Origin of the sequence: Streptomyces canus (assembly GCF_001514145.1) — a bacterium.
Taxonomy (GTDB): domain Bacteria; phylum Actinomycetota; class Actinomycetes; order Streptomycetales; family Streptomycetaceae; genus Streptomyces; species Streptomyces canus.
Genome location: NZ_KQ948666.1, coordinates 56,002 through 77,983 on the forward strand (window position 1 = coordinate 56,002; position 21,982 = coordinate 77,983).

The 21,982-nt window shown below is 71.0% G+C and carries 23 protein-coding genes; 13 read left to right on the forward strand and 10 right to left on the reverse strand.

The genetic code is table 11. The annotated features are described in order from the left end of the window. Window positions 1–184: 184 nt before the first annotated feature. From AQJ46_RS30905 to AQJ46_RS30920, 4 genes are all read left to right on the forward strand, one after another. Window positions 185–541: an ArsR/SmtB family transcription factor gene (locus AQJ46_RS30905; protein WP_059208684.1), complete on the forward strand. Its 357-nt coding sequence runs from the start codon at window positions 185–187 to the stop codon at window positions 539–541. 236 nt (window positions 542–777) lie between these two features. Next, a complete protein-coding gene (locus AQJ46_RS30910) occupies window positions 778–2,484 on the forward strand; it encodes an LCP family protein (protein ID WP_208617009.1) in 1,707 nt (568 codons plus the stop codon). A gap of 72 nt (window positions 2,485–2,556) precedes the next feature. Then, complete coding sequence (gene tatA / locus AQJ46_RS30915; protein ID WP_059208685.1) at window positions 2,557–2,820, forward strand: Sec-independent protein translocase subunit TatA; 264 nt, start codon at window positions 2,557–2,559, stop codon at window positions 2,818–2,820. Between the two features lie 122 nt (window positions 2,821–2,942). Next, the gene (locus tag AQJ46_RS30920; RefSeq protein ID WP_059208686.1) at window positions 2,943–4,700 is read left to right on the forward strand and encodes a serine/threonine-protein kinase; all 1,758 of its coding nucleotides are present in this window, start codon (window positions 2,943–2,945) and stop codon (window positions 4,698–4,700) included. A 13-nt stretch (window positions 4,701–4,713) separates the two neighbouring features. On the opposite strand, the gene AQJ46_RS30925 is transcribed toward AQJ46_RS30920, so the two are convergent. Continuing rightward, on the reverse strand, window positions 4,714–5,943 hold the full coding sequence (locus AQJ46_RS30925; RefSeq protein WP_059208687.1) for a PP2C family protein-serine/threonine phosphatase: 1,230 nt from the start codon (window positions 5,941–5,943) through the stop codon (window positions 4,714–4,716). A gap of 166 nt (window positions 5,944–6,109) precedes the next feature. On the opposite strand from AQJ46_RS30925, the gene AQJ46_RS30930 reads away from it, so the two are divergent. Continuing rightward, window positions 6,110–6,805, forward strand: a complete 696-nt coding sequence (locus tag AQJ46_RS30930) for an NADPH-dependent F420 reductase (RefSeq protein ID WP_059208688.1) — start codon at window positions 6,110–6,112, stop codon at window positions 6,803–6,805. A 293-nt stretch (window positions 6,806–7,098) separates the two neighbouring features. On the opposite strand, the gene AQJ46_RS57385 is transcribed toward AQJ46_RS30930, so the two are convergent. After that, entirely contained in the window at window positions 7,099–7,584 is a 486-nt protein-coding gene (locus AQJ46_RS57385; RefSeq protein WP_225887429.1) for a hypothetical protein, read from the reverse strand. A 77-nt stretch (window positions 7,585–7,661) separates the two neighbouring features. Here AQJ46_RS57385 and AQJ46_RS30935 point away from each other — a divergent pair, with 77 nt between their 5' ends. Continuing rightward, window positions 7,662–7,910: a hypothetical protein gene (locus tag AQJ46_RS30935; RefSeq protein WP_159064075.1), complete on the forward strand. Its 249-nt coding sequence runs from the start codon at window positions 7,662–7,664 to the stop codon at window positions 7,908–7,910. 151 nt (window positions 7,911–8,061) lie between these two features. Here AQJ46_RS30935 and AQJ46_RS30940 read toward each other — a convergent pair whose 3' ends face one another. Continuing rightward, complete coding sequence (locus AQJ46_RS30940; protein ID WP_059208690.1) at window positions 8,062–8,340, reverse strand: hypothetical protein; 279 nt, start codon at window positions 8,338–8,340, stop codon at window positions 8,062–8,064. 290 nt (window positions 8,341–8,630) lie between these two features. On the opposite strand from AQJ46_RS30940, the gene AQJ46_RS30945 reads away from it, so the two are divergent. After that, the gene (locus AQJ46_RS30945; RefSeq protein WP_059208691.1) at window positions 8,631–9,413 is read left to right on the forward strand and encodes a DUF899 domain-containing protein; all 783 of its coding nucleotides are present in this window, start codon (window positions 8,631–8,633) and stop codon (window positions 9,411–9,413) included. 108 nt (window positions 9,414–9,521) lie between these two features. Here the strand turns inward: AQJ46_RS30945 and AQJ46_RS30950 are convergent, their stop codons facing one another. Both AQJ46_RS30950 and AQJ46_RS56590 read right to left on the reverse strand, forming a co-directional pair. Continuing rightward, window positions 9,522–10,490 carry a LacI family DNA-binding transcriptional regulator gene (locus AQJ46_RS30950; RefSeq protein ID WP_263972884.1) on the reverse strand — a complete coding sequence of 323 codons (969 nt, stop codon included), beginning with the start codon at window positions 10,488–10,490 and terminating at the stop codon, window positions 9,522–9,524. Between the two features lie 271 nt (window positions 10,491–10,761). Continuing rightward, a complete protein-coding gene (locus AQJ46_RS56590) occupies window positions 10,762–10,992 on the reverse strand; it encodes a hypothetical protein (RefSeq protein WP_208617018.1) in 231 nt (76 codons plus the stop codon). 107 nt (window positions 10,993–11,099) lie between these two features. Here AQJ46_RS56590 and AQJ46_RS30960 point away from each other — a divergent pair, with 107 nt between their 5' ends. Together AQJ46_RS30960 and AQJ46_RS30965 are read left to right on the forward strand one after the other, a co-directional pair. Continuing rightward, window positions 11,100–11,465 carry a hypothetical protein gene (locus AQJ46_RS30960; RefSeq protein WP_059208693.1) on the forward strand — a complete coding sequence of 122 codons (366 nt, stop codon included), beginning with the start codon at window positions 11,100–11,102 and terminating at the stop codon, window positions 11,463–11,465. Between the two features lie 51 nt (window positions 11,466–11,516). Next, on the forward strand, window positions 11,517–12,302 hold the full coding sequence (locus AQJ46_RS30965) for an alpha/beta fold hydrolase (protein WP_059208694.1): 786 nt from the start codon (window positions 11,517–11,519) through the stop codon (window positions 12,300–12,302). Between the two features lie 127 nt (window positions 12,303–12,429). Here the strand turns inward: AQJ46_RS30965 and AQJ46_RS30970 are convergent, their stop codons facing one another. From AQJ46_RS30970 to AQJ46_RS30980, 3 genes are all read right to left on the reverse strand, one after another. Continuing rightward, window positions 12,430–14,415, reverse strand: a complete 1,986-nt coding sequence (locus tag AQJ46_RS30970; protein WP_059208695.1) for a glycoside hydrolase family 97 protein — start codon at window positions 14,413–14,415, stop codon at window positions 12,430–12,432. Window positions 14,416–14,587: 172 nt separating this feature from the next. Next, complete coding sequence (locus AQJ46_RS30975; protein ID WP_059208696.1) at window positions 14,588–15,292, reverse strand: class I SAM-dependent methyltransferase; 705 nt, start codon at window positions 15,290–15,292, stop codon at window positions 14,588–14,590. A gap of 20 nt (window positions 15,293–15,312) precedes the next feature. Continuing rightward, a complete protein-coding gene (locus AQJ46_RS30980; RefSeq protein WP_059208697.1) occupies window positions 15,313–16,443 on the reverse strand; it encodes a hypothetical protein in 1,131 nt (376 codons plus the stop codon). 190 nt (window positions 16,444–16,633) lie between these two features. Between AQJ46_RS30980 and AQJ46_RS30985 the strand changes: the two genes are divergently transcribed. Beyond that, window positions 16,634–17,047 carry a cytidine/deoxycytidylate deaminase family protein gene (locus AQJ46_RS30985; RefSeq protein WP_057617739.1) on the forward strand — a complete coding sequence of 138 codons (414 nt, stop codon included), beginning with the start codon at window positions 16,634–16,636 and terminating at the stop codon, window positions 17,045–17,047. 117 nt (window positions 17,048–17,164) lie between these two features. Then, a complete protein-coding gene (locus tag AQJ46_RS30990; protein WP_059208698.1) occupies window positions 17,165–18,163 on the forward strand; it encodes an aldo/keto reductase family protein in 999 nt (332 codons plus the stop codon). 260 nt (window positions 18,164–18,423) lie between these two features. On the opposite strand, the gene AQJ46_RS30995 is transcribed toward AQJ46_RS30990, so the two are convergent. Further along, the gene (locus AQJ46_RS30995; RefSeq protein WP_059208699.1) at window positions 18,424–18,801 is read right to left on the reverse strand and encodes a peptidase inhibitor family I36 protein; all 378 of its coding nucleotides are present in this window, start codon (window positions 18,799–18,801) and stop codon (window positions 18,424–18,426) included. Window positions 18,802–18,846: 45 nt separating this feature from the next. Further along, entirely contained in the window at window positions 18,847–19,524 is a 678-nt protein-coding gene (locus tag AQJ46_RS31000; protein ID WP_059208700.1) for a hypothetical protein, read from the reverse strand. Window positions 19,525–19,924: 400 nt separating this feature from the next. On the opposite strand from AQJ46_RS31000, the gene AQJ46_RS31005 reads away from it, so the two are divergent. Further along, window positions 19,925–21,394, forward strand: a complete 1,470-nt coding sequence (locus AQJ46_RS31005; protein ID WP_059208701.1) for a purine-cytosine permease family protein — start codon at window positions 19,925–19,927, stop codon at window positions 21,392–21,394. Next, window positions 21,391–21,933 (forward strand): cysteine hydrolase family protein, encoded by a 543-nt coding sequence (locus AQJ46_RS31010; protein WP_059208702.1) that lies wholly within the window; start codon window positions 21,391–21,393, stop codon window positions 21,931–21,933. The genes AQJ46_RS31005 and AQJ46_RS31010 overlap by 4 nt, the downstream gene beginning before the upstream one ends. The last annotated feature ends 49 nt before the right edge of the window (window positions 21,934–21,982 follow it).

Genomic DNA, 21,982 nt, shown 5'->3' on the forward strand with positions numbered 1-21,982 from the left:
GGACTGACGAGCGGTACGAACGAGCACTGACGTGCCTGGTGACAAGTCGTCGATGTTCCTTCACACACTTATTACATTGCGCAATCAATGAACTGGAAGGGCCCTCGTGGGCCGTGCCCCGCCGCCCTTACACTGAGACAGCACCTGTGCGTCGACAGTGACCGGGGCGGGACGGGAGGGGACCGTGGCGACACTCGCCGGTGGTGTGGAGGATCCGTCCGCCGAAGTGCTGACGGAGGCGGCCGCCACGTTCGGACTCCTCGCCTCCGCCGCCCGGCTGCACATCATGTGGGCGCTGTCCCAGGGCGAGAGCGACGTCACCCACCTCGCCGACCGGGTCGGCGGCGCGCTGCCCGCGGTCAGCCAGCACCTGGCCAAGCTGAAACTCGCCGGGCTCGTCCGCTCCCGCCGTGAGGGCCGCCGGCAGGTCTACTACGTCGACGACCCCGACATCGTGACCGTGGTCCGCGTCATGGTCGGCCAGCTCACGGCCCGCACAGCCCCGGCCGCGGCGCACCGTCCCGTCTCGGGCAGGCCTTGATCCGCTCCGTAAGTGAAGGCAAATGTGTCCGCCAGGTTGCCGCATTCCTCCATGAGATCTCTCACCTGTGAAATGCGGCGGGCTCTGTGCTGCCCGGGCCAGGGGTTTGTTAGATTGCGCAACTACGCAACCCGGGCCGAAGTTCCTGCTTGGCCTGCCTGTACTCCGCCGCGCTTGCCCGGCCGCCCACCCCATGGCCCGGCCTGAGAGGCCCGACCGTTTCCTGGGAGTGGTAGATGAGCGACCCGTGGGCCGGCCCGGGCGGTCAGGCCACGCGCAGCCGCACCGGCCGGGTGCCGGAGCAGCGGGCGGCCGAGCCCGGCGGAGCACCTCGGCCCGGGGGCCGGGCCGCGGCGCGGGCCGCAGCCCGCTCGCACGGTGGCAAGCGCTCGCGTCGCCGGGCCCGTCCGGTGCGGCGCGGCAGGCGCGTACTGAAGATCGTCGGGATGTGTCTGGCGATGCTCGTCCTGGCCACGGCCGGTGCCGGATGGTGGTTCTACCAGCACCTCAACGGCAACATCAACAGCGTCTCGCTCGACGGCAAGGGCGGTTCGGAGAAGGCCGACGCGTTCGGCCGCACCCCGATCAACATCCTGGTCATGGGCTCGGACGGCCGGACCAGCAAGGCGGACTGCAAGCTGGGCGGCGGCTGCTCCCAGACCGGCGTGCAGACCGGAAACGGCAACGCGGACGTACAGATGGTGGTGCACATATCCGCGGACCGCTCCAACGCCACCGTCATGAGCATCCCCCGCGACACCATGGTCGACGTCCCGGCCTGCAAGGACAGTGAGAGCGGCCAGTCCACGTCCGGCTACTACGGCCAGATCAACAGCGCCCTCCAGTACGGTCCCGCCTGCCAGGTGGACACCATCCACCAGCTCACCGGCATCCCCATCGACCACTTCGTCAAGCTCGACTTCTCCGGCGTGGTCAAGATGTCCGACGCGGTCGGCGGTGTCTCCGTGTGCGTCAACCACAACGTGTACGACACCTACTCGCACCTGAAACTGTCCAGGGGCACCCACACCCTCAAGGGCGAGGCGGCCCTGGAGTTCGTCCGCTCCCGCCACGGGTTCGGGGACGGCAGCGACCTCGGCCGCACGGTCTCCCAGCACATCTTCCTCAGTGCGATGCTCCGGAAGTTCAAGAGCGCGGGCACGCTCACCGACCCCACCGCCGTCTACGACCTCGCCGACGCCGCCACCAAGGCGCTCACCGTGGACGACGGTCTCGGCAGCGTCAAGAAGCTGATCGGGCTCGCGGCCGACGTGAACAAGGTCCCCACCAAGCGGATGACCTTCACCACGATGCAGACCGCCGCCGATCCGAACAACACCAACCGGGTCGTGGTGGGCGCGGGTGCCAAGGCCCTCTTCTCCAGCATCGCCGACGACCAGTCCCTGACCACCGGCTCCGGCAAGAAGTCCACGGCGGCGTCCGCGACGGCCACGGCATCGGCGGTACCCGCCTCCGAGATCGCCGTGACCGTCGAGAACGGCACCGAGATCACCGGCCGCGCCTCCGCGATCGCGAACGCACTCACAGGCCAGGGCTTCAGCTCCGCGACGACCACCGCCAACGCGCCGAGCCCGGCGACCACCACCACCCTCACCTACGGCACCGGCCGGAAGGCCGAGGCCCAGACGGCCGCCAAGGCGCTCGGACTGCCCACCTCGCACCTCGAGGAGGGCACCGGAACCGCTCTGACCCTGGTGATCGGCAGCGACTGGACGAGCGGCACCACCTATCCGGGCGGTTCGTCCTCGCCGGCGCCCGCCGACACGAAGGCCGCGGTCTCCAACGCACACGCCCAGACCGCCGACGAGGCCAAGACCTGCGCCAAGGTCAGCCCCTACAAGACGGTCTCCCTCAACGGGGTCCCGATGACACCGGAGCAGGCGTACGCGGCGGCGCCCAACAAGAAGGACTCCGACGAGTGAGGCGGGGACGGGGTCTGCGGTTGTACAGTTGCGCAAGTTGGCAACCGTGAGTGTGGAGAAGGGACGGGCGGCATGCTGCGCAACGGACTGGAGCCCTGGCACCTGCTGGTCGTGGCGATCATGATCATCTTGCTGTTCGGCTCGAAGAAGCTGCCCGAGGCCGCCCGCGGGCTCGGCAAGTCGATGCGCATCCTCAAGAGCGAGGCCAAGGCGATGAAGGAGGACGGCATCGCGCACTCCGCCGCCCCGGCTGAGTCTGCCCCGCATGTCGTCCAGTCCACGCCAGGAGAGACCACGGCAGCGCAGCCGACGGCCGAGAGCAACCCGGCCCACTGAGCTCCCGTACGGCGTCCTTGGCCGGGCGACGGTCCAACAGTCCTACAGCAGAGGAGTGTTGCGGCGCGGAGCGGCATGTGCGGCGGCCATCGCTGTCGGTGGGGGCAACTAAGCTCCTGCCCATGAGCGAGGCAGACGAAGTCCCCGGCAGACGAGTCGTCGACGGGCGCTTCGAGTTGGAAGCCCGTCTGGGCGGCGGCGGGATGGGGACGGTCTGGCGGGCCAGGGATCTGGTGCTGCACAGGATGGTTGCGGTCAAGGAGGTCCGCCCGCCCGACCGGGACCTCGCCGAGTACGACCCCGACAGCGCGCGGATGCTGCGCGAGCGGGTGTTGCGCGAGGCGCGGGCACTGGCCCGGATCGACCATCCCAACGTCGTCACCATCCACCACATCGTCGACGGCGGCGACGGCACCTACCCGTGGATCGTCATGGAGCTGGTCAGCGGCGGCTCGCTCGCCGACCGGCTGGCCCGGGGGCCGATGCCGCCGGCCGAGGCGGCGCGGATCGGCCGGGGTGTGCTGGCCGCGCTGGCCGCCGCGCACGACGCCGGAATCCAGCACCGGGACGTCAAGCCCGCCAACGTCCTGCTCAGGTCCGACGGGCGCCCCGTCCTCACCGACTTCGGCATCGCCGCGATCCGCGAGACGACCAGCCTCACCGCCACCGGCTCCATCATCGGTACTCCCGACTTCATGGCACCGGAGCGGATCTCGGGCCACGAGGGCGGCGCCGCCTCCGACCTGTGGTCACTCGCGATGATGCTGTACACCGCCGTGGAGGGTCACCACCCGCTGCGCCGGGGCAACACCCTCGCCACCCTCGCCGCCGTCCTCAACGACGACGTGCCGCCGCCGGTGCGGGCCGGTGCGCTCGGGGACGTACTGATGAGCGTGCTCGTACGGGATCCGGCGGCGCGGCCGTCGTCCACCGTGCTGGACCGACGGCTGGCCGAGATCGAGTCGGGGCCCGCCCGTCCGGTCACCGCGTGGCAGCAGCCCACCGCCCCGTACCCGCTGAACCCGCCGTCCGCCGGTGCGGCCCCTTCGTACCCGGGCGCCTTCGGCCCGCACACGGCTCCCCTCGCCGGCGCCCCCGCTCCGGCGGGTGCAGCGGGCCCCGGCGGATTCGGGCCGCCGCCCCTCCTCGCCGGACCCGGCCAGCCGGTGACGTCGCCCGTCCGAGCGGGACGTAGGAGCCGGCCGGGACTGCGTGTCCTGCTCGGCGTCTCGGGGACCTCGCTGGCCGGTGCCGTGGTCCTGATGTGGTGGCTGCTGCCCGTCGGAGGAGACTCGGGCCGATCGGGCGACGCGGCGGACAGCGGCGCTTCCTCCGCCACCGCCCCCTCCGTCATATCGGCCCCCGAGTCGACCGGCTCCCCGGCCGCCGCCCCGGCAGTCCAGCAGTCGAAGGACACGACGACCACGAGCCTGCTCACCCCAGACGGCATCCGCACCGCCATCAAGGCGTTGAAGAAGGAGACCGGTCGGGACAGGTTCGGCGACTTCACCGTCTACGAGGACTTCGTGTCGGCGGAGGTGATGGTCAAAGGCAGCGACAGCAAGTACGACACCTACACCTACCGTCCGGGACAGGGCGTGGAGAAGGGCATCATCAAGGGCACCCTGTCCGGCGGCGACCAGCCCTTCGGCCTCGACGGCTTCAACTGGGACAAGGTGCCCACGCTCCTGGAAGAGGCCCGGAAGAAGCTCAACGTCGACGAACCGAACACCCGTTACGTGATGGTGCGACAGCCCAACGACGTCTTCGACACCCCCCTCGGCATGGCCGTCTACCTGAGCAACGAGTACAGCCAGACCGGCTACCTGGAGGCGAACACCAAGGGCAAGGTGACCCGCGTCATGCCCGCGGAGGACTGAGGGCCGTTAGGCCTCACAGGCGGATGACGACGAGAGCGGTGTCGTCGGCGTTGCCGGTGGGTGGGAGCAGCTCGGCCAGCAGCGCGTCGGCCAGGTCCTCGGGGTCGGCGCGGCGGTGGCGGGTGAGCGCGTCGGCGAGGCGCGCCAGGCCGGTGTCGATGTCCTCGGTGCGGCGCTCGATCAGACCGTCGGTGTACAGGACCAGCGTGGCGCCCTCGTCGAAGGCCGTGACGGCCTCCGGACGGATGGTGTGTTCGAGGCTGGCACCGAGCGGCGGGTCGGTGGCCCGGTCCAGGAAGGTGACCGTGCCGTCAGGGCGGAGCAGAGCGGGCGGAAGGTGGCCCGCGCTGCTGTACGTGAGGGTGCGGTCGCCCCAGTCGACGAAGGCCGTCGCCGCCGTCGTCGACTCGGCGCCGTCGACGGAGCGGGCGTACAGCCCGAGCGCCTCCAGAGCCCGGGCAGGGCCGTCGGCGACGCGGGTGGCGGCGCTCAGCGCGCTGCGCAGCTGGCCCATGACGCAGGCGGCCGCCAGACCGTGGCCGACCACGTCACCGACGGCCACCGCGAGACAGTCGTCGGGCAGGTCGACGAGGTCGTACCAGTCACCGCACACGTTCAGGGAGCCGACGGCGGGCCGGTAGCGCACGGCCGCCTGATGGTGGCCGAGGGGTCCGGGGGCGGGCAGCAGGGCCTCCTGCAGAGCCAGGGCGACCTCGCGTTCGCGGGCGTGTGCCTTGCGCAGGCGTTCGTTGACCTCCTGGAGTTCCCGGGCGCGGGTGTACAGCTCTGCCTCCAGGACGCGTGCCCGGCTGTCGCCGCCCGGTCCGCCGCGGGCGCGGATGAGTTCGGTGACCTCCTCCACCCGGTGCACGAGGAGTTTCACCTTCCCGTCGGTGCCGAGGACCGGCGCGTTGACCGGGCTCCAGAAGTGCTCCTGCCAGTGGCCGGGCCGCTGGGGCTCCTCGATGTCGTAGCGGAGAACCGCCATCGTGTCGCGCTCTCCGGTGGCCACCGCACGCAGCATCGACGCCCGCGTCTCCCGCATCCCGGCCGCGGCCGAGTCATTGGGGTTCTCGGGGAAGACGTCGAAGATGTAGTGGCCCAGCAACTGCTCGCGGGTACGACCGGTGAGCCGTAGGAAGTCGTCGTTGACGTCGACATACACCAGCTCGGGCGTCAGCAACGCCACCATGCCGGGCAGAGCCCGGAAGACCGCCGCGTAATCGATGTGCGGTTTCCTCATGTGCAGCCTGCCTCGACACGAGCCATCATGATGTGATTTTCCACGATAGATGGGAATGGGCTGCCGTCTCGACAGCTAACGTCACACGTGACAGCGAACGACCTGGTCGGTTTCTCATGGGCGCGGCCCCCGGCCGACCGCCCGAGTCCCGGAAGGACCCACTCGAATGCGTTACGCAGTCCTTGGTACGGGCATCGTCGGCCGGACGCTGGCCGGCAAGCTCGCCTCCCTCGGTCACGACGTCGTCATCGGCACCCGGGACCCCGGGGCCACCCTCGCCCGCACCGAACCCGACGGAATGGGCAACCCACCGTTCGCCCAGTGGCACGCCGACCACGCCCAGGTGCGTCTGGAGACCTTCGAGGAGGCGGCGGCCTTCGGCGAGACGGTCGTCAACACCACCGCGGGCGAGCGGAGCCTCGATGCCCTGCAAGCGGCCGGCGCATCCCATCTGAGCGGCAAGGTCCTGATCGATGTCGCCAACCCGCTGGACTTCTCCGCCGGGCGGCCGACGCTGGACCCGGTCAACACCGACAGCCTCGGCGAGCGCATCCAGCGGGCCTTCCCCGACGCGAAGGTCGTCAAGACCCTCAACACCATGAACTGTTTCGTCATGGTGGAGCCGGCCCGCGTGGCAGGGGAGCACACCGTGTTCGTCAGCGGTGACGACACCGGGGCGAAGAAGGCCGTCACGGCACTGCTGGGCTCCTTCGGCTGGCCCGAAGCGAGCGTCATCGACCTGGGCGACATCACCACCGCCCGCGGCGTCGAGATGCTCCTGCCGATCTGGCTGCATCTGTACGGCACACTCGGCCACGGCGACTTCAACTTCCACATCCAGGGGGCCCGGCCCGGCGGCTGATCCCGGGGTCCAGATCCGGCGTGAGCCGTTGAGCAGGGCTTCAAGCAGCTGAGGCGTGCGATCCGGGCCGTGTGAGGTACTCCGTGGTAGGACGGAGCCGCTCGTGGAGTCGGGCCGAGTCCGGCGAGCGGCTCGTGGGCCTGATCCGGGGCAGGCCCGGCCCGAGCCGGTCGGTTCGGACGAGACGGACGCTGGTCGGCGGTGCTTCTGCGCGGTCGGTTTGGCCGGGTGGGCGGCCAAGGTGGTCAGGGGCCATGGCGCCGTCACGGCGTCGGGCCGTGGTGGCCCGGCCGTCAACGGGGCGCCACCTCTGGGACCGGCTCCCAGGCGTGGGTCTGGATCCCGTCGCGGATGGGGCGTACGGCCTCGACTCGCTGTCCGGCCGGGTCGTCGGGCCGCCGGTCGAGGTAGCGCTTGCCGGGGAGAACGGGGTGCGCGTCGCCGTGGCCTCGGTGCCCGGGGGCCCGAGGCGGTGTTCGGGGCCCCGGCCGTCCGACACCGGAAGACCTGCGCCTGCTGAAGGAGGCGATGGCCGCCGGCCGGGACGTCGTCGACCTGGAGGTCCCGACGCATCCTCCCCGGCCGGCCTCGGCGCGCCGCTCGCTGGTCGTCCCCCTCCCGGGCGCGCCGTGCACGCTCACCAGCACGGACTTCCTCGACCAGTACGCCGACATCGTGCCGCGTGCGCCCAGGGCGGCCGTCCCGGACGACGGCTTCGGCTGGTGGCAGGGCATCGGCGCCGTCGAGAGCGCGCAGGCGGCGAGTGCTCGCGAGGTCACGGTCGTCAGCCCCGGCACCGGAGAACCGCACCCAGCTGCTGAACCGCCTCACCGGCACACCGCTCCGCATCGCCGCGATGAACACCGTGACGGCCATGACGGCCGGCGAACTGCGCCTGCTCAACGTCATGGACGGCCACGAGACGCTCCTCGCCGCCGACCTCCTGGTGACCGTCGGCGAACGCCGCCCGCGAGGCCCGGACTTCACCGCGGCCGACGGGCAGACCGTCCGCGCGATCGGCGACTGCGTCGTGCCACGCCGCATCGCGCACGCCCTCGCGGAGAAACGTGCGGCTGCGGAGGCGGTTGCGGCGAATCTGCCCTGAGCCCGCCGTGCACCACCGGCTTGATCACGAAACCGGTGACGCCGGAACGGGGTGCTGGGCTGAGACGGGCATCAGAGTGGACGGAAGACTGCTGGTCGCGCCGGAGGATGCCCGTGCTGAGGCGCCGGCCGGTGATCTGCCTGGCCACCCGCTAACCGGAAAAGATGTCCGTTTCCTGGGCGCGTGAGAGCAAGCGGTACTGCTCGCTGCGGCCGAGCAGTTCATCATGGGTGCCTGTGGCGACCACGCGGCCCGCGTCGAGCACGACGATCCGGTCCGCGGCGCGGATGGTCGACATGCGGTGGGCGATCACCAGCAGCGTGCACTCCTGCGCGGTCTCCCGGATCGACCTGCGGAGCGCCGCTTCGCTGACCGCGTCCAGATGGGCGGTCGGCTCGTCCAGCAGCAGCAGGCGTGGCCGGGTCCGCACCCGAGGTTGCGAGCGTTGCTGCGCGCCGTCGGAGACGCTCCGCTCGGCGGCCTTGCGCTGCGCGGCTGCGCAGGCGACGCTCCGCTGCTGGTGAACACCGCACCGCGGTGCGCCTCGCCATGCGCGCCAGACGCTGACCGGTTGTTTCGCCCACCGGCTGACCTGTTTCGTTCACGGTGGGCGTTCTGCGTCAAACCGAACCACGTTCGCGGCGATGAGTTCCGGCCGGGTCGGGAGTCTGCTCCGGAGACCGTCGTAGCGACCGTACGACCAGACATCACGGAGGAACCATGACCACCACGCCGGACGACCCGAACACCGCGCTGCCCGACCGCCCGCCCGTCGTCGACCTGGCCACCTGGCAGAGCGCCCGTGACGAGCTTCTGGTCCGCGAGAAGGCCCACACCCGCGAGGGCGACGCCATCGCCGCGGCCCGCCGCCGGCTGCCGATGGTGGAGTTCGACGGGACGGTCGAGGTCGTCGGCCCCGACGGCCCGGTGCCGTTCCTGGACCTGTTCCAGGGACGCGACGAGCTCGTGGTCTACCAGCACATGTGGTACGACGGCGCTCCGCACCAGGGGCAGTGCGAAGGCTGCACCACCACGGCCTGGCACCTGAAGGACGCCGTCTACCTCAACGCGCGCGGCGTCTCGTTCGCCATCGTGACCACTGGCCCGTGGCACGAGGTGGCCTCCTTCGTCGAGTTCATGGGCTACACCCAGCCCTGGTACTCGGTGCGGGGCGTGGACGGGCCGGTCGGCGGCGACATGGGGTACCTCGCCTGCTTCCTGCGCGACGGCGATCGCGCGTTCCTCACCTACTCCACGACGGGCCGTGGCAACGAGCGGGTCAGCGGCTCCCTCGGCCTGCTGGACATGACCCCCTACGGCCGCGGCGAGACATGGGAGGACAACCCCGAGGGCTGGCCCAAGGGGCGCGGTGCGTGCTGGACCTGGCGCTCCGACGCGGAGGGGAACCCCACCTGGGGCCCGACCGGCCGCCCCGTACCGCAGTGGACCCGCCCCGGCGCGACCCCGGTGCAGACCCTCGGCCGACGCGGTCACCACCACTGACACGCCTTCGTGGACGGCGCCGGCGAAGGGGCCCGGCGCCGGTCTCCACCTCGACGGACGCATCTGTCGGCGCCTCCGGCAACCGCTGCCCCGCTTTTCACCGTTCTCTCAGCCGGCAGGCGGACGCACCGAATCCCGGATCACGAGCTGCGTGCTCAGCACGACGTGGTTGTCGGAGGCGAACCCCACCTCGCGGTCCAGGGCGAGCCGTACGGCGGTGCGGCCCAGTTCCTCGTACGGGACCCGGACCGTGGTGAGGGCCGGGGTCAGGTCGGCGGCGAACGGGACGTCGTCGAAGCCGACCACGGAGACCTCGCCCGGGACGCTGAGACCTGCCTCGCGCAGGGCGGCCAGCGCGCCCAGCGCGACCACGTCGGATCCCGCGAACACCGCCGTGAACCCGACGCCCGTGCTCAGCGCTTCCCGGGTGCGCAGGTAACCCGAGGCGCGGGTGTAGTCCCCGCTCGTGTCCAGCTCATCGGCGTACGGCACGCCGTGGGCGCGCAGCGCGTCGCGGTAGCCGAGGCGGCGCTCCTCCGCGCTGCTGAAGCCCGGCGCGCCGCTGAGGAAGAGGACACGCCGGTGTCCGGCCGTCAGCAGGTGCGCGGTGGCCTGGAAGGCACCGCCGCGGTTGTCGTAGTCCACGACCGTGGCGGGCACACCCGCGGGCAGCGGCGGTCTGCCGCACAGCACCAGCCGGGACCCCGCGGAGTCCAGCGCCTTGGCATAGCCGGCCATACGGCGGTGATAGGCGTCGTCCGTCACGGTGCCACCCACGAGGAGGACCGCCGCCGCGTGCTGTTCCCGCATCAGCTGGACCAGGTCGTCCTCGCGCTTGGTGTCGTCCTTGGTCGAGCAGACCAGGCTGAGGCGGCCCCGGCTGCCGGCCTCCTCTTCCACTCCTGCCGCCACGTGGGCGAGGGAGGGGCCGGTGATGTCACGCAGGACGAGTGCGATGGGCCCGGCGACCCGGCCGGACAGCGCCTTGGCGTGGACGTTCACGACGTAGTGGAGGGAGTCGACGGCGGCCATGACCCGCTCCCTGGTCTCCGCGGACACCGGGTAGTTGCCCGCCAGCGTCCGGGAAACGGTTGCTACGGAAACACCGGCCTTCGCGGCGACGTCGCGGATCGTGCTGGGCCTGTCCGCCGGCCTCCTCTTCCGCTTCGCCCTCTTCGGCTCCTGGGCGCCGACTGGCCCCTCTTCCTCGTCCGTCACTGCTCCGACGTTACTGCACCGGCTCGGGCTTGTGAGTCCCATCGGTCGGAAAGCGCTCTGGGTGGGACAGTAAGCGTTTACCCAGAGTCGTCGTCAAGACGATCACCGAAGTCCGACCGCCCGGGCCGCATCAGGCACTGTTGACCTGGGACGACGTCATCGCCGCGGGCAAGGCCGTGCAGAAGAAGGACGAGAACGTCAAGATCTTCAACATGGCGGGCGAGGACCCCAGCACCCTCGTCGATCTGTCCTGGCAGGCCGGTGCGCAGTGGTACAGGATCGCCGACGACCACTGGGAGATCGGCTTCACCTCGCCCGAGGCGCTCAAGGCGGCCGACGTCGTCCAGCAGTTGGTGGACAACGACCTCGCCTCCAACGCCTCCCGCGCACCAGAACCCGGCCGCCCTGGACCGCGTCCTCCAGGCCATCGACCGCCGCTACCTGGCCTGGAAGTCCGACGCCACCGTCATGACCGGCTCCGACCAGCAGTGGCAGGGCTTCGGCCGGGTCGGCCTGGTGCCTGCCCTGCTGTGGGAGCACCTGGGTGACCGGCTCGACGAGCAGGTCACCGGATCGCCGTACGCGATCACCAACCCCGGCTTCGAGAACGGCGCCGACACACCCACCGCCTGGCAGATGCCCGGCTGGGCCGCCGCCGGTGGCGGCACCTGGGCCCATGACACCACCGTCTCCCGCTCCGGTACGGCCTCGCTCAAGCTCAGGTCGGCACCACGAACGGCTACAGCTACGTCAACTCCCGGGCCAGGGCGAGGATCGGCTCCGTGCGGGTCCGAAGGCGGGGCGTGCCGGCAGGGTGACCTGTACCGGGGCTGACCCACGCCCCGGGTCGGCCTCGCGCGCGACCTACCGGGAGGGAAGCGCCTGATGGGCGGACTCCGTCTGTTCCACACCGACCTCGGTCCGGCCGGAGCACCGGCTTTGCTGCTGGTGCACGGCTGGGGCGGTGACGGCAGGGAGTGGTCCCCGCACGCGGAGACGCTGGCGGGCCGGTTCCGTCTCGTCGTACCGGATCTGCGGGGGCACGGCCGCTCACCGGTCCCGGCGGACGACAACACGCCGGTGGCCATGGCCGACGATCTCGCGGGTCTCGTCGAATCCCTGGACACCGGTCCGGTGGTCGCCGTCGGACACTCCATGGGCGGGCAGGTGGTCAACCTGCCGGCCGTCCGGCATCCCGCCCTCGTCCGGTCGGTGATCGCCCTCGATCCCGCACATGGCGCGCACGGCGCCGAGGTGGACGGGATCCCGGCCAGGCTCGCCGCATACCGGGAATGGGGGGCCCGCGCGGCCGCCGAGTTCGTGGCCGGGGCGTTCGGTCCGGACGCACGGCGGGGCCTGCGCACGGCCCACGTCCGCACCATGCTGGGCACGCCCGACCATGTCATCGCCCAGGCGTACGCCGGCATGTACACCGACCCGGGCGCGGTCGGTATCCGCCCGCACAGCGAGGCCCACCTCCGGCTGCGCGGCCGGCCGGCGCTCACCGTATGGACGTCGGAGGAAGCGGCCGCATGGGAACGCGGCACACTGCACGCGCCCGGCTCCCGCGTGGAGCACTGGCCGGACTCCGGGCACTATCTGCACGAGGAGCACGTCCACCGCACGATCCGGCTGCTCCGCGACTGGGCGGAACGGGCGGCCGACGGCTGAGAATCCCGCACCGACGGTCAGTCGCCGCAGTGGGCCCTGGCGACCGCGTCGTTCCGCGTACCGTCCGCCGAGTCGACTTCCGGTACCCACGGGTTCGGCGGACAGCGCAACCGCCTCCGGTGCAGGGTCAGCTCGGCTTCAGGACGATCGCCTGGCCGCCCGCCGGGGCCATGGCCACGTTCAGAGTGCCCTCGGCGGTGACGGACCGGGTGCCGACCACGACCGGGGTCTGGTACGGGGCGGTCCCGGGGGTGCCGTCGGCGTACACGGTTGCCGTGTAGGTGCCGCCGCCCAGGAACGACAGGGGGATCGACAGGGTCCGGGAGGTCTCGTTGGTCATGGCCCCGAGGTACCAGGTGTCGCCGCTCCGGCGGGCCACCGCCACGTACTCGCCGATCGAACCGGCCAGGGTCCGGCTCTCGTCCCAGGTCGTGGGGACGGCGTTGAACCAGGGCAGTCCGGGCCAGTTCGCCGGGTTGGTGTACTTGGACGGCTTGTCGTACCAGAAGAGGAAGTTGAGGGGCTGGTAGTACACCGCTGCCATGGCCATCTGGTGGGCGTTGGTCGTCTTGTCCCGTGACTGGCCGTAGCAGATCGTGTAGTCCATCGGGCCGCCGATGTTGCGGGCGAAGGGCAGCGTCACGTTGTGCGTGGCGGTCGGGAACTGCTCGTTGCCCCGGACGCCTTCCAGGCTGATCCAGTTGGGGTAGGTGCGTTCGTAGCCGAACGGCCGGACGTCGTCGTGCATGTCGATCAGCAACTGGTATTTGGCGGCTGTCTTCGCCCAGTCGGTGATCTGGTCGGTCATCGTCCGCGTACCGTCGTTGATGAAGCCGAGCTTGATGCCCGCGACGCCCCAGCCCTTGTAGAGGCCGAACAGGGAGTCCGCGTCGGTCAGTGCGAGCCGGTTGACGTAGAGGAAGACGCCGATGCCCTTGCTCGTGGCGTACGAGATGACGGACGGGAGGTCGATGGCCGCTATCGGCCTGGTCGCGTCGGTGGTCGTGAACTCGGGGCCGTACCAGCCGGCGTCGTACTCGACGTACTCCAGGCCGCGGGCCACGGCGAAGTCGACGCCCGCCAGGCCCGCGGCGGTGCTGAGCTCGCAGCGGAAGACCTTGCCCGGCTTGATCCACGAGGTGTCGGCCAGGGCGCCGGGCGGGGCCAGGTTGAGGATCAGCTCGGCGTTGTCGACCAGCTCGGCATGGGTGGAACCGATTACTATCGCGCGCCACGGTGTGGCGAAGGGGGTCGTGACCGTGCTGGCCGGTTCGACCGGGCCGGTGCCACGGGCGGTGTGTTCCATCAGGAAGGCGGACAGGGTGCCGGGCTGCCCGTCGGTCGAACCGAGCATCAGGCGCGGGAAGCCGAGCCGGGCCGACTCGCAGACGCAGGCGATGAGCCCGTCCGCGAGGGTGGCGGTGAGCGGCAGGTCGGTGAGGGGGCCGTTGTCCGTGGTGGAGGTGCCGGTGACCGGGATGGAGCCCGGCGCCACCGGGAGGTAGGCGTCCTCGTCGCGGGCGCTGTAGACGGTGGTGTCGTCGGGGAAGGCGAACGTGGTCAGTTCGCTCGCGACGGTGGCGGTGCCTTCGTCGAGCAGGAGGTAGCGCAGCGCGACACCGGTCCGGTAGGCGCGGATCTGGACGCCGAAGCGGGCCCCCGAGGCGGTGTCCCGCAGGTTCCACCGCTGCTCCTGATAGTGGTCGGTGATGGTGGCATTGCGGCCGTACACCGGGTTCCAGGTGGTGCGGGCGGTCCCGTGCTGGTTGCGGGTCACGGTCACGTCGCTGCCGAAAACGGTTCCGTCGCTCAGTTCGAGGCCCAGGACGGACGTGTCGACGACCGTCCTGCCTTGGTGGTGGACGGACCACCGGAGCGCTCCGTCCACCACCGACATCGTGATGGCGTTGCCGCCCATCCGCGCGGTCGCGCAGTCCGACTGCCCTGCGTCGGCCGCTCCTTCGGCCGCGTGGACCGGCTGCGCGGTGCCGGCCCCCGCCGCGGCCAGACCGACGGTGACGGCCGTGCCCTTGAGGACACCCCGGCGCGACAGCGCCCCCGGGCTGCCGGCTCTGTCCCGCGGGGGCTCTTCCCGGTCCTCTGTGGTTCTCATGGTGAGCGAGGCCTCTCCGTCGAGTAAACGTTTTCTACTGGAGAACGTTGTACGTCGCCGGGGGAGTTGGGTCAAGACCTGCGGAAGGCCCAGGCGCTGTGGATCCGCCTGGGCCCCGGGGCGGGTCGGCGACGATGCGCAGCCTTCCGCCGGCACGACACGCCTTGGTTCTCTAGATCTTCCGCATGCGGACGGCGACGAAGAACGGCGTCTGAAGAGTCTTGAGGTAGCGGACCTCGTCGACCTGGCGGGCGGCCTCAGTGGCCCGCGGCTCCACGAAGCGCTCCAACGCGAAGCCGGTGTCAAGGAGTTCGCCCAGGAAGGTCTGCATCGTCATACGGCGGTGGGAGTTCGTGGTGCCGCTGTCCCCGAAACGTGTCTCGACACGGTCCTCGTCGAAGTAGGAGCCGCCGTGCCAGACCCAGTCGGCGGTCGGGTGGACCGTGGAGACCAGCAGGATCCCGCCGGGACGCAGCACGCGGTGCAGTTCGGCGAGCAGTTGCCGGCGGGCCTCCAGATGATGATGCACCAGGGCCATGACCACCAGGTCGAACGAGTCGTCCGGCAGGAAGTCGAGTGGTTCCTCCAGGTCGTGGTGGTGCAGGGTGACGGAGTCGTCGTCGCCGATACGGTCGCGGGCATGGCGCAGCAGCGTCGCGCTGCCCTCGACGCCGACCACCTCGGCCGCGCCGCGCGCCCGCAGTTCCGTGACGTAGTGCCCGGCGCCGCAGCCGATGTCCAGGACCCGCAGCCCGGTGACGTCACCGGCCAGGGCGAACATGGCGGGCCGGTCGGTGTGGGCGTTGTAGGGGCCGTCGGTCGCGTTGTCGGCGAAGTAGTCGCCGAGGTTCCCCTCGTAAGCGGTGTTGATGCGCATCACCGCATGCTGTCAGGGATTCAAGCAGGGACAACAGACGACGGCAGGGGCTCGCGGTCCCCGGCCAGCCGCAGTGTCACGAAGGCCGCCAGTCCTGCCGTGACGCCGAAGGTGAGGGCGGCGGGGACGCCTGAGCCGAGAGCGGAGAACAGGTGCACGGGACCCCACACGGCGGCGGTGTCGTCGATCGCCATGTGCAGGACCTGGCTCGCGAACAGTCCCAGCACGGTCGCGCAGACCGTGCCCATCGCCATCGCCGGCACGGTGGTCCTGGTGAGCAGGCCGGGCAGCAGACGCAGTGACCACCACACCACGGCCAGCAGGAGCCCGTCGGCGGCCCGGTACAGCAGCCAGTGTCCGAGGGGCGCGGTCGACGGCCCCGCCCAGGCACCGAGCAGCAGCCACTGACGCAGCAGGTCACCGGGCTCGGACAGCAGGCCCGCGCCACTGAACGTGGTCTGTATCCAGGCCGCCGCCGACTGGTACGACAGGACCACCAGGGACAGTGCGACCACGGCGGTTCCGGCGCTCGCCGCCAGTCGGGCGGGGCGCGCCGGCACATCGCGCCGGGGCAGTGGTTCCGCGCCCTTGGCGCAGACACGCGCCACGAGCACCGTGATCAGGGCGGTCAACAGCCCCGCGAACACCGGGACCGGTCCGCTCGAGGCGATCACCCCCGCCAGCTGCGTCAGGACCCGGAAGCTGCTGTGCGGCCGGGACGCGATCAGCCAGGGCGCGGAGACCGTCACGGCCAAGGTCGCGGACACCGGTGCCCAGGCCCACAGGGTGAGCAACGTGGCCGGGGTACGGCCCCGCGTCGGCGGGATCCTGCGGAGCAGGAGCAACGTGCCGGCCAGGAAGAAAGCGAAGACGGTCACGAATCTGATCTGCATCGCGGTGCTGTACAGAGCGGTATACCGGGTGTCTCCGCCCGTGCCCGCGTCCGCGGATCCGTCGGAGGGCAGGGCCACCGAGGAGTCGTACGACCAGGGCATGAGCCAGCGCCGGAGTTCGTTCACGGAGTCCACGTCGAACACGCTGGTGCTGCCACGCAGTTGCAGTGCCTCCGCGCTCGCCCCCGCCCACCACAGCAACAGCGTGAACAGCAGGCCCCCGACCAGGGCCGGTATGACCGCGCGCCGGTATGTCATGTTGCTTCCCCCGCCTCGCCCCTGTGTCCGTGGGTGTCTCGAACAGAGGAAGAGTAGGGGCAGGTGATCGCGCGTGAACGGGCGGGGTGATCCGCTTCCAACTGATCCTTTTCGAGCGTGCGTGACTCCCGGAGCCGATCCACCGCCGATACTGTCGACGTCGCCTGAACCAACGACCAAGGCAGAGAAGTTGACCTCGCAGACCCACCCCGTCGACCACGAACTCGTCCAGGCCGCGGCGCATGTCGCTCGCACACGGTGCCGAGGCGACAACCACACCATGGCGGCCGCGGCCCGTGCCCGCGACGGGCGGATCATCACCGCCGTGAACGCGTACCACTTCACGGGAGGCCCCTGCGCCGAACTGGTCCTCCTCGGCGCGGCGGCCGCCCAGGGCGCCTACGAACTGGAGACGATCGTCGCCGTGGGCGACCGCGACCGAGGGGTCGTTCCGCCGTGCGGCCGGTGCCGGCAGGTCCTCCTCGACTACTTCCCCGACCTCGAGGTCATCGTCGGCGAAGGCACCCGGACCCGGACCGTGCGCATCACCGACCTGCTGCCCGAGAGCTACGTCTGGGCCGACCACCAGCTCGACGCCGAGTGACACCGACCACTGACGACGGTCGCGACGGACGCGTGGCATGGTCATCAGCGCAGTGGACAGCAGCCTCGTAAGCCGGCGCCGGAGGCGCCGGCCCACCCGACACAAGGAGCGACAACCATGCGGTACCGCACACTCGGCAGTTCGGACCTGAACGTCTCGGAGATCTCGCTCGGGTCCTGGCTCACCTACTCCGGCGGCGTCGAGGCGGACGCGACCCGTGCCTGCACCGAGGCGGCCTTTGACGCGGGCATCAACTTCTTCGACACCGCCAACGCCTACGGGCGAGGAGCCGCCGAGACGGCCTGGGGCGAGATCCTGTCCGCCCACCCCCGTGACTCCTACATCCTGGCCACCAAGGTCTATTTCCCGATGTCGGACGACCCTGCCGACCGTGGACTGTCCCCCGCCCACATCGCCCAGCAGATCGACGCCTCCCTCACCCGCCTCAGGACCGACCATGTCGACCTGTACCAGGCCCACCGTTTCGACTTCAGTGTGCCGATCGAGGACACCGTCGAGGCGTTCCAGAAGGTCGTCGAGCAGGGCAAGGCCCGCTACATCGGCTTCAGCGAGTGGACCCCCGAACAGATCCGGGCCGCGATCGACGTCGCCGGCCCCGATCTGTTCGTCTCCTCCCAGCCGCAGTACTCCATGCTCTGGCAGGCACCCGAGGCCGAGGTGTTCGGCCTGTGCGCCGCCAACGGCATCTCCCAGATCGTCTGGTCTCCGCTGGCGCAGGGGGTACTGACCGGCAAGTACAAGCCCGGACAACCCGTCCCCGAGGGAAGCCGGTTCGCCTCCGCGGACATGGCGGTCTCCCAGGACCTGGTCTACAGCGACGCCATTCTCGAAGCGGTCCAACGCCTCGTCCCGATCGCGGAGGAGGCCGGGATGAGCATGGCCACCCTGGCGCTCGCGTGGGTCCTGCGCCGCGGCGAGGTCGCCTCCGCGATCACCGGCGCCTCCCGCCCCGACCAGGTCCACGCCAACGCCGCCGCCTCCGGCGTGGAGCTGTCCGACGACCTGCTGACCGCCGTCGACCAGGCCCTCGGCGACGTCCCCGTCACCGAACCCACCCTCGCCCCCGGCGCCGAGGCCGGCATCAAGCACCGCTGAACTCGTACGGCCGACCACCCTGGTCGGCCCGACCGGCACCCTGCCCGCCCTCACCCTCGCGGCCGGCCCCCGGGTTCGGTCTCGTGGATGCGACGCAGCAGCTTCCCGCAGCTCAGCAGGACCTGCCAGGCGGCTCCCGGAACGCGACGGCCTGTGCGGTCCGCGTGCAGCCCGCCACCACGGCACCGGCCGCGGCGTCGATGACGCCGGGCCGGCTGATGTGGCCGCCGCGGGCCGGCGCGCCCGCGGGGAGCGTGTGTTCAGCAGCTGCTGGTCCAGGTGTGCGAGTCCCCCCGGTCGTTGGCCGCTGCGTTGTACGGCACCTCCTGCCCCGGGCTCAGGCAGATGGTGACGCCGCCGCCCTGCCAGGCACTGGCGTACACCTTTACGTGGTCCTTGATGCCCGGGCCCGAGATGCCGTGGTTGGCCCACGAGCTGTCCTCGTCCGCGATGTTGCTCTCCCACCAGCCGTCGTCGCCTGTCCAACCCACCGACAGCCCACCGTAGTTGGCGTCGGTGTAGGCGCAGAAGCTCCCCTGGGCGCAGGGTGCGGCGGCCTGGGCCGTACCCGGTACGACGGCCAGGGCGGTGCCGGCGGCGAGGAACAGTCCGGCCGCGGTGATGAAGGTCTTGCGCATGATGTCGATCCCTTCGATGTGGTGGTGAGGTGACAGGAATGAGCCTCAGAGGCCGTGCCGCACGGCATACCGCAGCCCGTGGTCCCGCAGCTGCCGGTGCTCGGCGATCACGTCGGCGTACTCGGTGCGCAGCTCGGCGGCGTGCCGCTTCTCCAGCCGGGCACCGGTCCGGGCGAGGTCCGTGCGCCGCACGCACCGCGCCTCGGTCACGGCGAACCGCTGTTGCAGAGCGGTCGCTTCCCGCGGAGCGAGGTCACGGGCCCGGCGCTGCCACGCACTGCGCAGCTCCCCGGGGCTGTCGGCCTGCTGTACGGGGGCGACACAGCGCGACCAGCGCGCGAGCGCGGCCCGGTAGACCGGGTCCTGAGTCACCCGGCGGTGAGCGGCGGCACCGAGGTTGTTGACCGCTACCTCGGTGCGGAACCAGCGGCCCAGGTCGCCGTACAGAACCCGCTTCGCCTCGGCGAGACAACCGTCGCTGTTGGCCTGGACGACCAGTCCGGTGGCCGTGCGGGTGGACAGCTCGCGGCGCCCGGTGCCGAACAGGGCGTCGGACAGGCGTTGTTGCTCCTTGGAAGCGCTGACCCCCTGCTCCCGCGAGCCGTGCTCCACCGGGATGCCGAACCCGTGCCGGGCCGCCCAGCCAGGATCGTCGATCCCGTACGGGAACTCCCGCTGCGGTGCGACTCCCCGCCCCTGCCCGTCGCCGCCGTCGGAACGCACCGATATCCGACGCTCCGTCAGACACCTCCTTGCAAGGGTGGATTCGGCGCTCTTCAGCAGATCGTCCTGGGCGCGGACGGACCGCGGCACGGAACCCGGGCCGCCCCCGTCGCCGCCGTCCGCGCAACCGCCCGCCAAGGTGGTCACACACACGGACAGCGCCACTGCGGAGACAAACCTCGAAGCCCGCACCGCGGACACCCCCGTCCTTTGCCCGGCCGTACCCCAGCGGGCTCGGCCGTTTCCGACTCCTCGTCGGCTCGCCATCCAGTACAGGGGAGCGCGGGACGGCTGTGATCCTCGGAAGTCATAGGGCGGGTCTGGCGGGCGTCGCGTGATTGACGCCCCCGCGCCCCCTGCCTACCGTCGCCCCAACACATCTGAACAGGCAGGTTCGACGATGACAGACTCCTCGGGATCCCCCGACAGCAGATCCACCGTCCGGCAGCTCCAGGTGGAGACCCACGGGCTGGACGTGATCGGCGACGCCGAACGCAAGGGCACCCCGCGGACGTTGTTCTGGCCGTGGTTCGGCGCCAACGTGTCCATCCTCGGCCTGAGTTACGGCTCCTTCGCGCTGGGCTTCGGGATCTCCTTCTGGCAGGCGCTGGTGGCCGGCGTGATCGGGATCGTCTTCTCGTTCCTGCTGTGCGGCTTCGTCGCGGTCGCCGGCAAACGGGGCTCCGCGCCGACGATGGTGCTCGGCCGTGCCGCCTACGGAGTGCGCGGCAACCGCCTTCCGTCGGTGGTCTCCTGGGTGCTCACCGTCGGCTGGGAGACCGTGCTGTGCTCCCTCGCCACCCTGGCCACGGCGACCGTCTTCGGACGGCTCGGCTGGGGCGGCGGCACCGAGACCCAGGTGATCGCCCTGATCGTGGTCGCGGGGCTCACCGTCGTCGGCGGGGTGATGGGCTTCGACCTGATCATGCGGCTCCAGACCGTGATCACCGTGGTGACGGGCGTACTGACCGTCGTCTACGTCGGGCTGGTCGCCGACCACATCCACTGGAGCACCGTCAGCGCCCTCCCGGCGGGCTCCGCCCAGGAGTTCATCGGCGCGCTGGTCTTCATGATGACCGGCTTCGGACTCGGCTGGGTCAACGCCGCCGCCGACTACTCCCGCTATCTGCCGCGGACTTCGTCGAGCCGGGGCGTGGTCGGCTGGACCACCTTCGGCGCCTCCGTGGCCCCGTTGCTCCTGCTGGTCTTCGGACTGCTGCTGGCCGGATCGTCCACCGAGCTCAACCAGGCCGTCGCCGCCGACCCGATCGGCGCCCTCACCACCCTCCTGCCCACCTGGTTCCTGGTGCCCTTCGCCGTGGTCGCGGTTCTCGGCCTGGTGGGCGGCGCGGTCCTCGACATCTACTCCTCGGGCCTCGCCCTGCTCTCGGCGGGCCTCAGGATCCCGCGCCCGCTGGCGGCGCTCGTCGACGGCGTCCTGATGATCGCGGGCTCCCTCTACATCGTGTTCTTCGCCGATGACTTCCTCGGCCAGTTCATGGGCTTCCTCACCACCCTCGGCGTCCCCATCGCCGCCTGGTGCGGCATCATGCTCGCCGACCTCTCCCTGCGCCGCCGTGACTACGACGAGGCCGACCTCTACCGTCCGAGCGGCCGCTACGGCGACGTGCCGCCCACCCCGCTGATCCTGACGGTTCTCGCCACCGCCCTCGGCTGGGGACTGGTCACCAACTCGGCCGCGAGCTGGCTGGACTGGCAGGGCTATCTCCTCGACCCCTTCGGCCTCGGCGGCAAGTCCGGTTCCTGGGCGTACGCCAACCTCGGCGTGCTGGCCGCCCTGGCGCTCGGCTTCCTCGGCACGCTGGCCTTCGGCCGCGGGCGGGTCCGCGCGCAGGAGGGCGTCGTATGACGACCGGCCTGCTCGCCGTCATCGACATGCAGCGCGTCTTCGCCGAGCCCGGCAGTCCCTGGGCCACCCCGCGTTTCGCCGAGGCGGCGGCAGGCGTACGGCGGTTGCTGCCGGCCTTCGCCGAACGGGTCACGTTCACCCGCTTCGTGGCTCCCGACGAGCCCGCCGGCGCCTGGCGGGCGTACTACGCCCGGTGGCCCTTCGCCCTGCAGCCGCCGGACGCCCCGCTGTGGCGGCTCACCGACGAGTTCGCCGACCGGGCACCGCACATCATGGACGCGACCACCTTCGGCAAGTGGACCCCCGAACTCGCCACCCGTGTCGGCCGCGAAGGCCGCCTGGTGCTGGCCGGTGTCAGCACCGACTGCTGCGTCCTGTCCACGGCCCTCGCCGCCGCCGACGCGGGCGTCGAGACCCTGGTGGTGTCCGACGCCTGCGCCGGCGTCGACGACGACTCCCATGCCAAGGCGCTGGACGTGATGGAGCTGTACGGGCCGCTGATCCGGGTCGTCACCGTGGATCAACTGATCGGAGCCTGACGGCACTTGGCGATATCCGGTCGGTACCGGGCAGCGCTCGGCCGTGTTG

Coding starts and splice junctions, on each gene's coding strand:
- AQJ46_RS30920 (WP_059208686.1), top strand. CDS start 2,943: ATGAGCGAGGCAGACGAAGTCCCCGGCAGACGAGTCGTCGACGGGCGC.
- AQJ46_RS30995 (WP_059208699.1), bottom strand. CDS start 18,801: ATGCGCAAGACCTTCATCACCGCGGCCGGACTGTTCCTCGCCGCCGGC.
- AQJ46_RS30975 (WP_059208696.1), bottom strand. CDS start 15,292: ATGCGCATCAACACCGCTTACGAGGGGAACCTCGGCGACTACTTCGCC.
- AQJ46_RS30970 (WP_059208695.1), bottom strand. CDS start 14,415: ATGAGAACCACAGAGGACCGGGAAGAGCCCCCGCGGGACAGAGCCGGC.
- AQJ46_RS30945 (WP_059208691.1), top strand. CDS start 8,631: ATGACCACCACGCCGGACGACCCGAACACCGCGCTGCCCGACCGCCCG.
- AQJ46_RS30935 (WP_159064075.1), top strand. CDS start 7,662: ATGAACACCGTGACGGCCATGACGGCCGGCGAACTGCGCCTGCTCAAC.
- AQJ46_RS30980 (WP_059208697.1), bottom strand. CDS start 16,443: ATGACATACCGGCGCGCGGTCATACCGGCCCTGGTCGGGGGCCTGCTG.
- AQJ46_RS31005 (WP_059208701.1), top strand. CDS start 19,925: ATGACAGACTCCTCGGGATCCCCCGACAGCAGATCCACCGTCCGGCAG.
- AQJ46_RS30990 (WP_059208698.1), top strand. CDS start 17,165: ATGCGGTACCGCACACTCGGCAGTTCGGACCTGAACGTCTCGGAGATC.
- AQJ46_RS31010 (WP_059208702.1), top strand. CDS start 21,391: ATGACGACCGGCCTGCTCGCCGTCATCGACATGCAGCGCGTCTTCGCC.
- AQJ46_RS30960 (WP_059208693.1), top strand. CDS start 11,100: ATGACCGGCTCCGACCAGCAGTGGCAGGGCTTCGGCCGGGTCGGCCTG.
- AQJ46_RS30930 (WP_059208688.1), top strand. CDS start 6,110: ATGCGTTACGCAGTCCTTGGTACGGGCATCGTCGGCCGGACGCTGGCC.
- tatA (WP_059208685.1), top strand. CDS start 2,557: ATGCTGCGCAACGGACTGGAGCCCTGGCACCTGCTGGTCGTGGCGATC.
- AQJ46_RS30910 (WP_208617009.1), top strand. CDS start 778: ATGAGCGACCCGTGGGCCGGCCCGGGCGGTCAGGCCACGCGCAGCCGC.
- AQJ46_RS30965 (WP_059208694.1), top strand. CDS start 11,517: ATGGGCGGACTCCGTCTGTTCCACACCGACCTCGGTCCGGCCGGAGCA.
- AQJ46_RS30925 (WP_059208687.1), bottom strand. CDS start 5,943: ATGAGGAAACCGCACATCGATTACGCGGCGGTCTTCCGGGCTCTGCCC.